Below are 12,639 nucleotides of genomic sequence, written 5' to 3' on the forward strand. Positions count from 1 at the left end.
CATACAACGGTTTTTCCTAAAAGAAACAAAACTTTTTTTTGAGCATCAATGCAGCGCCATTATTCACAGGTAATCATTCACCTGGTAATGGGTCTCAAGCGTGATCGTCATTCACCCCTTAAACTCTTAACCGGGTTGAGCAATGCCACTTTAATGAGTTGGAGACTGATAGTCAATAATGCGATGGACACGATCAGGAGGCCCGAGAGCGCAAATATCCACCACGGGAGCGACGTGCGGTAAGCGAAGCTTTGCAACCAGCCGCTGGTGCCGTACCAGGCCACCGGCAAGGCGATAGCGACCGAGATACCGATCAGCGTAATAAACTCGACCGATAATAAGCTGAACAAAGAGCTGATGCTGGCACCAAGCACCTTGCGGATGCCAATCTCCCTCACCCGTTGTTCGGCGGTAAACATGGCGAGCCCTAAAAGACCGAGGCAGGAAATAAATATGGCAAGTAACGCAAAAATATGCGCCAGTTGGTTGATGACCTGCTCACTTTGATAGAGCTGTTGGTATTGCTCATCTACAAAAGAAATAACGGGAGGAAATGCCGGGTTAAGCGCTTTGCTGAGATTTTCCATCGCCGCCAGCGCCTCTTTGGTTTTGCCGGGTTGTATCCTTACCAATACAACACCTGCCGGGTCATTTTCGCCTGCTACCAGTACCATCGGCCCCACAGCTTCATGCAGGGAGTGAAAATGAAAGTCTTTTACAATACCCACTATGGTTCCTTGCTTTCTCATATACCGGAAAGGCTTACCTATCGGGTCTTTATAGCCGGTTAGTTTAAGCGCCGTTTCATTCAGGATATAACCGGAACTGTCAGACGGATAAGCGCTGGAAAACTCCCGGCCCGCCAATAAGGTAAGCTTCATGGTTTTAAAATAATCATAACCGATAGCCGCGCGCGTAATTAAAACATTCGAGGTGCTGTCATGCCCTACCCAGTCTACTGCAGACGTGCTGCCATAAATATTTACAGGCGGTGAACTGAGGCGGCTGACGGACAGAATGCCGGGCCGCTTTAGCAATTCTTGTTTGAAAATTTGGTACCGGGCAGAGAGTTCTCCCTCTATGGGAAGGTAAACCACGTTTTCACGGTCGTAACCCAGATTGCGGGATGCCAAATAATTCATTTGCCTGGACACGATAATGGTACTGGTGACAAGGATCACCGATAAAACAAACTGGAATACCACCAGGCCTTTACGGAAAAACAGGGTGCCGGTGTCCAGTTTAACGGCGCTCTTTAATACTTTAATAGGTTTAAATGCGGATAGGAATAAGGCAGGGTAACTGCCGGCGATAAGCCCTGTCACCAATGTGATACCGGCAATCGTGAGCCAGAAGCCTGGCTGCGCAAAAGGCAGGCTAAGCTGTTTTTGGGTGATCTGGTTAAACTCAGGCAGCAGAAGCGGCACCAGTACCAGCGCGATAACCGCCGCCAGCAGTGTGATGAATAGTGATTCGGTGATGAACTGCCAGATCAGTGATCCACGCAATGCGCCGGCTACCTTGCGGACGCCTACTTCTTTGGCCCGCTTTACCGAACGCGCGGTAGACAGGTTCATAAAGTTGATGCAGGCGATCAACAGGATGAATACGGCGATAATACTGAACAGGTGCACGTATTCGATACGGCCACCGCCCGGTTTTCCGTTTGCCAGGTCGCTGTGCAGGTACGCTTCCGCATAAGGCTGTAAAGCGATATTGGAATAACTATTGGCTGTGCTGCGGTTAATGTGATAATAAAGGTCAAAAAAATGCGCGATCTTCGCATTTACAGCAGCTGCATTGGCTTGCGGCCGCAGCAACACATAAGCTGTGGGGCCGGTATTACCCATGTCTCTGGCCCAGGGATTATTTTGGAGGAATGCATCCCAGTTGGTCAGGAAATCAAAAGATTGCGATGCATTTTTAGGCAGGTTCTCAAAAACCGCGGTTATCTTAAAATTTTTTTGATTTTGATATTTGATCGCTTTGCCTATCGCTTTGTCCGGACTTCCATAAAATATTTCCGCCATGTTACGGGAGATAGCGATCGCATCGGGAGAATTCAGCGCGGCTTGAGCCGAGCCGGCCAGTAGCCGATAACTGAACATTTTAAAGAAATCTGCACCGGCAGAATTTCCTTTCATCTTTACAACCTTGTTTCCAGCCTGGAAGGTGCTGGTTTCCCCGAAACCAAAATTGGTTGCATACTCAATGTCCGGGAATGACCGCTTCAGTTCATCGGCCAGCACTCCGGGCACTTCGTAGGAGCCTGATGGTACGCGATGATCAAAATTGGTTTTATAAATCTTGAACAAGCGCCCGCTGTTTTGAAAGAAACTATCTACGCTGTATTCATTTTGTACCCATAGCAAAATGAGCAAACCACAGGCAAGGCCGACAGAAAGACCGGCGATATTGATAAAACTTTGCGACTTGTTCCTGAACAAATTCCGCCAGGCAACCTTGAGGTAATTCTTGATCATGGCTTTAAGGAAAAAACAATTTTAACCAAGCTAATGCCATAATGCTAACCAATTGTATGATAGGTAGTTATTTGCCAAATAATAAAGATCACTGTTCGTTTTCGTTACAACTGGTGTCCGTTTTCAGTTATCGAATAACTTCTTGAATGTGTATGATTTGTTTTAAATAATGACATGCATGCAGACTGGTCAAAACCGCTGCAAAAGCGAACACCCGGATGTTCGCTTTCGGTACAGTTATAGTCGTCTAATGAAATCATAAAAATCTTATAATCAGCAAATTAACACACTGGCATTATATTTAAAACAGCATTTTAATTGTAACCGCATTTGCCATGATCAAAAACTACTTAAAAATTGCCTGGAGAAACCTTATCAAAAACAAGGCATCTTCCTTCATCAATGTTGGCGGGCTGGCCGTTGGTATGGCCGTAGCTATACTTATCGGCTTATGGATATGGGATGAACTGTCATTTGATAAGTACCACCACAATTATGATCGTGTTGCCATGGTAATGCAGCATGAAACTTTTAACGGCAGTGTAAATACCGGTTCGGCCATCTCCCTGCCGCTGGATGCGGAGCTGCGCAAAAGTTACGGCAGCGATTTTAAACACCTGGCGCTGTCATCATGGACAAACAAGCATATTTTAAACGTTGACGATAAAAAGGTTTCCTACAAAGGGAATTTTATGGGTGCCGAAGCACCGGAAATATTTTCGCTAAGGATGTTGCAAGGGTCACGCAACGGATTAAAAGACCGGTCGTCCATACTCATTTCCCAATCGGTAGCCAAAGCATTGTTTGGCAATGGCAACCCCATGAACAAGGTTATCAGGCTGGATAATAAAGACGGGTTTAAAGTTTCGGGGGTTTATGAAGATCTGCCCAACAACACTACTTTTCATGACGTGGCATTTATTGGCCCCTGGGAATATTATATCACATCGCCTGGTAATGAAAGGTCGCCTACCGACTGGGGCGACAATTCCCTGTTCATGTATGTACAGATTGCTGATCATGCTGATATGGCCAAAGTATCTGCTAAAATTAAAAACATCAAGCTCGATAAAATGGATAAGGAAGACCGGAAATTTAACCCGCGCTTATTCCTTCAGCCAATGAGCAAATGGCATTTATACTCCGAATTTAAGGACGGGGTTAATACCGGCGGAGCTATCCAGTATGTATGGCTTTTTGGTATCATTGGCATATTTGTGTTATTGCTGGCCTGCATCAATTTCATGAACCTGAGTACGGCCCGCAGCGAAAAACGAGCTAAAGAGGTAGGTATACGTAAAGCTGTAGGCTCTTTACGCGGGCAGCTAATTAAACAGTTCTTCTGCGAATCATTGCTGATAGCGGTGCTGGCATTTACACTTTCATTGCTGTTTGTTTGGTTGGCAATACCCTGGTTTAATGAAGTGGCCCATAAACAGATGGCTATTTTATGGAGCACCCCGCTTTTTTGGGTGGCCTGCATTGGTTTTACCTTGTTTACCGGGATCATAGCGGGGCTTTACCCGGCGCTATACCTCTCGGCGTTTAACCCGGTAAAGGTTTTAAAAGGCACTTTTAAAGCGGGTCGCTTCTCGGCTCTCCCGCGTAAAGTACTGGTGGTAACCCAGTTTACAGTATCTGTGATGCTGATCATCGGCACCATTGTTATTTTTAAACAAATACAATTTGCCAAAAACCGGCCGGTGGGCTATAGTCGTGATGGCCTTGTGGATATTGAGGTGACCAACGACGACCTGCACAAACACTTTGAAGCCCTGCGCACCGACCTGCTGCAGACAGGAGCTATAACTGAGATTGCCGAATCGTCCAGTTCAACAACCGGGGTAAACAACAACCGGGGTGATGTCACCTGGAAAGGGAAAGATCCTTCGATGACCTCCTTTTTTGGAAATATCAATGTAACCCCAACCTATGGCAAAACAGTAGGCTGGCAGTTTACTGATGGCAGGGATTTCTCCAGCCAGATCGTTTCCGACTCTACCGCCATTATTTTGAACCAGGCCGCGGTAAAGTATATGGGGCTGAAAAATCCGGTTGGCCAAATAGTACGTGTAGGAAAATGGGACATGACCGTAATTGGCGTAGTGAAAGATATGGTGATGGAATCACCGTATGAGCCGGTTAAACAAACTATTTTCCGTATTGGCCGTGGCGCGATGGATGATATACTGATCAAAATAAACCCGCATATAAGCGCGCATAACGCGCTCAGTAAAATAGAAACGGTTTGTAAAAGCTATTCGCCCTCGGTGCCGTTTTCGTACCGTTTTGCCGACGATGCCTATGCCCGCAAATTTGCTACCGAGGAGCGTATTGGCAAGCTTGCAAGCTCCTTTGCCATGCTGGCTATTTTTATCAGTTGCCTGGGCTTGTTTGGCATGGCGTCATTTATGGCCGAGCAGCGGGTAAAAGAAATTGGGGTGCGCAAGGTATTAGGCGCAACAGTTTTTGGTTTATGGCGGTTAATGTCGGGAGATTTTGTATCGCTGGTAATTATTTCGCTGTTCATAGCCACGCCCCTCGCCTATTACTTTATGCACGGCTGGCTGCAGCACTACACTTACCGGGTTGAACTTTCTTGGTGGATATTTGCGGTTACAGGCATTGGAGCTATCGCGATAACATTGCTCACCATAAGCTACCAGAGCATAACCGCAGCCCGGGCCAACCCGGTAAAAAGCTTAAGAAGTGAGTAGAAACAGCCATAACCTTAAGCATTTAAAGCTCTGGTAACAGCGGTAATTACACACCGGATATAAATATTGGAACGGAACCTGGTCAACGGTAATGGTTTTTTATACACTTACTTGCTGCTAAGCGCGTCGTCCAGTTTTTTGAGGGCGATGGCCAGTTGGGCAAAAACAGTTTTATTTGAAAGGCCAAGTATGGTTGCCACCTCATTGCATGACAGGTCGTCCTCCTTTACCATTTTGAATATCAATTTACAGCGGGGAGGCAAGCCGTTAACCGCGCGCAGAACTCTGGACTGTAACTCTTTGCTGATCAGTAGTTGCGCGGGGTCAACTGATAAATGAAAATAATAGGCTTCGGTTAGCTGCAGCTCTTTTACCCTTTTTGACGATATACCCCGCAGATAATTGAGGCAGGCATTTTTAACAAGCACGTACAGGTAAACCTGTAGGTTCCTGATGGTAACGGGTGTTTGGCGCCCCAGCCATATTTTTACAAAAACATCGTTTACTATTTCTTCGGCGGCTTCCCTGTCGTCCACAAAACCTGTGGCAAATTTTAAAAGCCTTGCTTCCTGAAGCTGGTACAGTTCATTAAAAGCAGCCTCGTCCCCATCAATCTGAATACGTCGAATCAATTCATTGGTACTCAAAACCAGGGGCATTTTTTAATCGGTTTAAAACTTTCTTTAGTTAGCAAATTTGTGCATTATTTTGTTAAAATGCGTTAAATAACACGGTATTTTGCTGCGTTTGTACCATTAAAGCTACCATTTTTATCGTCAAAACACTTTATTTTATTGTTTGCAAAGTCATTTACCTTTATGGTATATTTGAATTTTGCAACAATCATGGCAATTACAACACTTGAACAATTTTATAAGCAAACGGCATCTTTAATTCCGGAGGACATTAACAAGGAGATCGGTCACTTCAATGTGTTTAAGATAGATGAGCTGATGATGAGATCAAGAAAGGTGGCTATGCCTTATAACCGCAGGGCTTATTACAAGGTGAGCATGATAAGCGGCCGAAACCGGGCCGAATACGCCGACAAGGTAATTGATATTGAAAAAAACGCACTGCTGTTCGCCACACCCAGGATCCCCTATAACTATGTACCCCAGGACGATAACCAGTTTGGTTTTTTCTGCATTTTTACCAGCGACTTCCTGATCCAGAACAAAAGCGGGGTTATACTTGATGACCTGCCTATCTTTCAACCAGGCGGTTACCCCATATTTCAGCTAACCGATGAGGAAGCCGAAGATATTACCTTCATTTTCAAAAAGATGTATAAGGAGCTATCCTCCAATTACGCTTACAAGTACGACCTGTTGCGTAACTATGTGCTTGAGCTGATACATTATGGGCAAAAACTGCAGCCGGCAACTGCATTGTATCCTTCGCATACCGCTTCGGCACGTGTTTCCTCATTGTTTATTGAACTGCTGGAACGGCAGTTCCCTATTGAGTCGCCACATCAAAAGCTCAGCCTGCGAACCGCCAAAGATTATGCCGACCGCCTTGCCGTACATGTAAACCACCTTAATAAAGTGTTAAAGGAAAATACCGGGCAAACCACCACCAATATCATCAGCAACAGGATAGTCCAGGAGGCCAAGATCCTCTTAAAACAAACCGACTGGAATATCTCTGAAATTAGTTATTGCCTTGGCTTTGAGCAGCTGGCCCATTTTTCAAACTTTTTCAGGAAACAAACGTCATTATCTCCCGCAGCATTCAGGGTATAACTATCTTCTGTTTGAATTTTGCAAAAATCGGATTGATACTTGCAAACAGCCGGCCTTTTTTGCGGTTTATCTTTGTTTCAGCAAATAATTAATTATCTAAAACAAAAAAAATGGCACAAATAAAAAAAATAGCTTTGATTACCGGCGGAAGCCGCGGCCTGGGCAAAAATATGGCATTAAGCATTGCAAAAAAAGGAATTGATGTAATAATAACCTATAACAGCCAAAAAGATGAGGCGCTTGCCGTAGTAGCACAAATTGAGCAACTTGGTCAAAAAGCCGTTGCTTTACAACTAAATGCAGGCGACATTAAAAGTTTTGACACATTTTTTGGACAGGTAACCGCGGCATTGCAAGATAATTTTGATACAGACCACTTTGACTTTTTGGTTAATAACGCAGGCATTGGCCTGCATTCATCATTTGCTGAAACAAGTGAAGAAGACTTTAACCAATTGTTTAACATCCATTTTAAGGGCGTTTATTTTCTTACTCAAAAAGCCTTGCCATTAATCAATGACGGCGGCCGCATCATTAACTTATCCAGCGGTTTGGCCCGTTTTAGTACACCCGGTTATTCGGCTTATGCGGCTATGAAAGGCGGCGTTGAAGTATTAACAAAATACCTGGCAAAAGAACTTGGGGCTCGTGGCATTGCTGTAAATGTAGTAGCGCCGGGAGCCATTGAAACCGACTTTGGCGGCGGAGTTGTGCGTGACAATGAACATGTTAATAAAGCGGTTGCTGACGCGACAGCGTTGGGCCGTGTTGGGATGCCTGACGATATAGGCGGCGTAGTAGCATTTTTATGTACTGACGAAGCCAGATGGATCAACGCCCAGCGTATTGAAGTTTCTGGTGGCATGTACTTATAAAATACTGTAAAACAGGCAGAGAGACTTTGTTTCAACCTGCCTGTTTTTACAATTAATCATCATCGTCGTCTGTGTCCTTGCCTGCAAGTTTAGCCGGGTAAGGCTTTTTGCCTTTGGCTGCAAACCATAATATCCGGTTCATAATATCATCATTACCGCCATCAATATGGTCATACTCAGGTCTTAAAGATAACTGTGCATAATGAAGGGGGGCTCCTTTAAGTGATGATAACTGCGGATTGATCTTATTTAAAGGTATACGATTTTTTAAGCTTTGATAGGTATAATCAGATGGTTTGTTGGTAAAGCAATCAAACATAGGTAATGCAGTTGCATCAATGATGTTCATTGGCGGCAACCCTAATATCTGCTCAATTGAACGCACTATACACGTTTGGTTGTAATTTTTGCTCACTTTGCTTTGTAAGCGGCTATAAGGGCTTATTACAAAACCGGTGGTACGGTATGCAGAAACATGATCCCAGCCTGCCTGCGAATCATCTTCGGTAACAAAAATCACGGTATTTTTCCAGAAACGACTTTTTGATACCGCTTCAACAATGCGGCCAAGCGCAAGGTCATTATCTGCAACCATGGCCTCGGGAGTTGGGAAGCCCGGTCTGGTGCCTACAGTATGATCGGCAGAAAGAGCCATGATCATTAGCTGGGGTAACTGATCGCCAGGTTTTCTTTCATACTCATTTAATTCTTTTATAAAAGCGGTTGCCCGTAACTGCTCGTTGATCTTATGCTCATCAGAACCGGGATAGTTTTGTGACAGCAGTGGCCTTACACGCGATATGGTGCTGGTATTATTAAACACAAAAGGTTTGCCTGCATTATAGTTATTATAAATATCTGTCCAGCTGAGTTTGTTATCAAAGTGAACAGCACAGGCTTCGCCATAGATCCTCACTGTTTTGCCATGGTCGGCAGCGTTATTCCATATAAAACCGTTACCGTCATAAACCAGCGCGTCTTCCTGAACGTGGGGATAACTGCGGAACCAGGACCTGACACTCTTTTCAACGTAATCGGTAACCATGGCGGCATCTGTCCATTGGTGGCCTTCGGCCGAACATTTGCCCGATGCGTAATAATTATCGAGCAGTAAAAAGTTACGGGCAAGGTTATGCTGGTTCGGCGTAACACTATCCCCATAAATACACAATGATTTTGCACCGTTACCCTCGGGCATATCGCCTAAAACCTGGTCGTAAGTTCGGTTTTCTTTGATGATATAAAGTACATGTTTAAATACCGATGGTTCGCCGATACGCTCAGGCATAGGCCGCGCCGGAACATTTTTACGTGGCAATAACTGCGCGATTTGCTGCCTGAAACTCAGGTTAAGGTCCTGCACTTTTTGGGTGTACTGTTTTAACAGGGCATCGCCGGGAATTGAAATAATGGAGACCGTAGCTTTTTGGTGATGCGAGTTATAAGCTTTGGGGCTCCCTTCTGCTACCTCTCCGCCTAGTCCGGCTTTACTAATTTCCTTGCTGTTTATGCGTGAGCCTTCGCCTTCAAGGTTGGTTACAAATAAGGTATTACCATCAACGGCAAGTCCGCCGGGATAAGCTTCGGTTGGTATAAAACCCCTTACCGCGTTATTGCCAGTGCCTTTTGTTGCAGCTTTTGAGCCCAGCTTAACCACAGCTACTGCATTATCAAGTCCGTTGGCAACGTATAATATAGTTCCATCTGTGTTAATGGCCAGGGCATTGGGGGTATCGCCTATATAGCTTTTTTTGCCCGGGTTTAATTTTACGTCGATGGCATCAATATTTTGGAGCGAGCCTGTTGATATAACCGATACCATATCACTGTTACCGTTGGCAACATAAACAAAAGCTTCGTCGGCACTACTTATAATAGCATTTGGATGCAGGCCCACCGGTATTTCCTTTATTACCTCTCCTTTTTCCAAACTCATCACCATAACTGTGCCCCGGGCTGTAGCACCGGTTTTAGGGTCGATATATGCTTTGCCGTATGGTATACCCGCTGTTTCCCTGTTCACCGTATCAACCGCCTGCGGACCCGCCCAATTTGTTACGAAAGCTTTATTTTTGGCTATTACAATACCATAGGGTGCAACGCCTGTAGATTTTGTCCAAACTGTTTTATTTGTTGAAAGATCAATTTTAACCAACTGGTTGTTACCGTTTAAAACCACATAAAGAAAATTGGTGCCATCCTCATTATTTATAGCCAGGTCATTAGGCAGTGCCAGCGGCGATTCCCCTTCGGCCTTAAAAGTAAACGTATCTTTAATATTTATCTTTTCGCCATCCCAAATTGCCTGGAAAACATATGATTTGGAGTCCTTGCCTTTGCCCGCTGCCGCGCTCCAGAATATCTGGGTTTGGTTGACGGTCTTTAAAACTTTTAAGCCGGAATAGGTACTTGTAAGGCCCCGGTACCGGGCATCCTGTTTATAGGTCCAGCGGGTAACCACCTTGCTTTGAACCGTATCAATTAAGGTAATACCATACCTGTCTTCCACAGCTATAAGTTTGCTGCCGGGTATCAGTCTTACATCCATGCTATGGTTCTCATCGTCCGCATCGCCAAAAGATATCACCTTTCCGGCAGGATCAATTATGCGGTTGTAAGGCATTAAAACAGGCAGTATAGTTCGGTTAAGTGTACTGTCATCATAGGCGCTGTGCATATTGGCCTGTTCATTTTCGGCAGGTTGCTTATTGCTGTTCACCGTGTGGCAGGCCGAAAGCGATATAAATAACATCACTATAAAAGTGCTTATTGTAAGGTTTTTATTAATCATACGTTTCTGTTTGTAAACAGTAAAATTATAGTAACAACATGTATTGGAAGTTAAGAGGTACTAAATTATCATAATTGTTACTTAGTATTGTTATTAACCATATAATATCGCATATGAAAATTAGTAATTCAATAACTTGCAGGTTAAAATTACAGCATGAAACAATCTGTGAGATCATTTTTGATCTTGATGAACAGCAATTGCTTAAAGAAATTCGACCCGATAAATGGAGCATACATGAAAACATAGCGCATTTAGCAAGATATCAACTTGTGTTTATGGAGCGGATCAATAAAATTCTATTAACAGGGAACCCTTCATTCGGCCGCTACAAAGCCGAGGATGATCCGGAATTTGAAGGCTGGAGAACGCGACCCACAAATGATCTGATTAAACAAATTAACGCAGACCGCGAGGATATACTCCGATTAATTGAAGGTATTTCGGAAACAGAATTGAATAAAACAGGCACCCACCCGGTTTACGGAAATTTGAACATTATGAAATGGACCGAGTTTTTTTTATTGCACGAAGCCCATCATCTGTTAACTATTTTTCAACTGGCTAATTATAAATAAACCTTATTTTGCCAAAGCCTACAAATAATTAGCTACCATTTGGCGCCATGACCTTGCCTGGTGGGCTTCCTTATCCCAGATATACAACGAGGTGTTTACACCTTTTTCAGTCAGGATCTGGGTAAGTGCGCGATTATTATCCAGCAATACATCCTCCTGACCAATGGCTAACACCACCTCCAACTGTTTCATATCCAATAATTTATCAGCATCATTCAAATTAGGGATATATTGCATTGGCATATTAAAATAAACGTTCTCATCCCAGTACCCTTCCAGCAAATCTTCATAATGGCCTATTTTAGTGGCAATGTCATATCTGCCGCTCATGCCAATTACCTTATTAAAGATATCAGGATGCCGAAATGAAATGTTCACAGCATGATATGCGCCAAGACTGCAACCGGCGGCAATTTTAAAGGAACCAGGATTTTTTTTTTCTATAAAAGGTATTACTTCCTGCAGTATATATTGTTCATATTGTATATGCCGCATTATTTTCACCGATGGATGGAACCCTGAACTATAAAGGCTTTCGCAATCAAAACTGTCAACGCAATAAACCTGTATATATCCTTTCTCAATTTTATCGCGCATGGCTTCTATCACCCGCCAGTTCTCATAATCATAAAATCGCCCCATCCTGGCCGGAAAAAATAAAACAGCGGCTCCGCCGTAGCCAAACACCAGCATTTCCATATTTTTATGAAGAATCGGGCTATACCACTGAACGTATTCTCTATCCATACTGTGCGTTACAAGATGGCGCTATTGTATGATGTTTATATTAATTCTGCGTGAAAATTTTCTAAAAGTCGTGCATGGATAATTTGTTTCCACAAGGTATATCCCTTCAAACTTAGATGGAGACCGTCGGATTGAAAGTATTCTTTTTCCGGATAACCATCCTTATTTAGCATTTTATTAAATATATTAATAAATTTCCAGTTATTATCTTGTTTTATGATTTCATTTTCAATAATATTATTAGTATATTTTAATGAATTAACTAAGCTCCAGCGGGTAATACTGGGCTTAATAGATACATAATAACACGGAATTGCGCCAAAGCGTTTTGAAATTTGATGAACTAATTGTTCAAAAAAAATAAATATTTCTTCGGGATGCCTGCCGTCGCCCAGATCATTATCGCCCGCATATACCACAATGGATTTAGCATCGTAGGGCGCTACAACGCGATCAAAAAACCATGAACATGCGGCAAGCGTTGAACCGCCAAACCCCAGGTTAACCGGTTTAAAAAGTTTAAAATCATCAGACAGCGTATTCCACAACCTGATGGACGAACTCCCATAGAACAATGTTGATGGCTGATCAACTAATTTTAACCTCTCTCTTTCAAGCCCCTTTATCTCATCTTCGTACCAATACATACACTATTTTACATTATAACGCTAAATGTAGAAAATTACGGTTAAAAGCAAAG

9 protein-coding genes are annotated in these 12,639 nt (G+C 43.5%); 4 read left to right on the plus strand and 5 right to left on the minus strand.

Annotated features, from left to right (window positions below):
- Positions 1-107: 107 nt before the first annotated feature.
- The gene (locus J2W55_RS16370) at positions 108-2,483 is read right to left on the minus strand and encodes an ABC transporter permease (RefSeq protein ID WP_310097849.1); all 2,376 of its coding nucleotides are present in this window, start codon (positions 2,481-2,483) and stop codon (positions 108-110) included.
- Between the two features lie 335 nt (positions 2,484-2,818).
- On the opposite strand from J2W55_RS16370, the gene J2W55_RS16375 reads away from it, so the two are divergent.
- A complete protein-coding gene (locus J2W55_RS16375) occupies positions 2,819-5,200 on the plus strand; it encodes an ABC transporter permease (protein WP_310097852.1) in 2,382 nt (793 codons plus the stop codon).
- Positions 5,201-5,307: 107 nt separating this feature from the next.
- On the opposite strand, the gene J2W55_RS16380 is transcribed toward J2W55_RS16375, so the two are convergent.
- Entirely contained in the window at positions 5,308-5,859 is a 552-nt protein-coding gene (locus J2W55_RS16380) for an RNA polymerase sigma-70 factor (protein ID WP_310097855.1), read from the minus strand.
- A gap of 186 nt (positions 5,860-6,045) precedes the next feature.
- On the opposite strand from J2W55_RS16380, the gene J2W55_RS16385 reads away from it, so the two are divergent.
- Positions 6,046-6,948 (plus strand): helix-turn-helix domain-containing protein, encoded by a 903-nt coding sequence (locus J2W55_RS16385; protein ID WP_310097857.1) that lies wholly within the window; start codon positions 6,046-6,048, stop codon positions 6,946-6,948.
- 110 nt (positions 6,949-7,058) lie between these two features.
- Complete coding sequence (locus J2W55_RS16390) at positions 7,059-7,823, plus strand: SDR family NAD(P)-dependent oxidoreductase (protein WP_310097860.1); 765 nt, start codon at positions 7,059-7,061, stop codon at positions 7,821-7,823.
- Between the two features lie 52 nt (positions 7,824-7,875).
- Here J2W55_RS16390 and J2W55_RS16395 read toward each other — a convergent pair whose 3' ends face one another.
- Positions 7,876-10,614 (minus strand): bifunctional YncE family protein/alkaline phosphatase family protein, encoded by a 2,739-nt coding sequence (locus J2W55_RS16395; RefSeq protein ID WP_310097863.1) that lies wholly within the window; start codon positions 10,612-10,614, stop codon positions 7,876-7,878.
- 113 nt (positions 10,615-10,727) lie between these two features.
- Here J2W55_RS16395 and J2W55_RS16400 point away from each other — a divergent pair, with 113 nt between their 5' ends.
- Positions 10,728-11,192, plus strand: a complete 465-nt coding sequence (locus J2W55_RS16400) for a DinB family protein (protein ID WP_310097866.1) — start codon at positions 10,728-10,730, stop codon at positions 11,190-11,192.
- 18 nt (positions 11,193-11,210) lie between these two features.
- Here J2W55_RS16400 and J2W55_RS16405 read toward each other — a convergent pair whose 3' ends face one another.
- Positions 11,211-11,939, minus strand: coding sequence for an esterase family protein (locus tag J2W55_RS16405; protein ID WP_310097869.1), 729 nt, complete (start codon positions 11,937-11,939; stop codon positions 11,211-11,213).
- A 35-nt stretch (positions 11,940-11,974) separates the two neighbouring features.
- Entirely contained in the window at positions 11,975-12,586 is a 612-nt protein-coding gene (locus J2W55_RS16410) for a GDSL-type esterase/lipase family protein (RefSeq protein WP_310097871.1), read from the minus strand.
- Between the last annotated feature and the right edge of the window lie 53 nt (positions 12,587-12,639).

Source organism: Mucilaginibacter pocheonensis (assembly GCF_031456535.1).
Lineage (GTDB): Bacteria > Bacteroidota > Bacteroidia > Sphingobacteriales > Sphingobacteriaceae > Mucilaginibacter > Mucilaginibacter pocheonensis.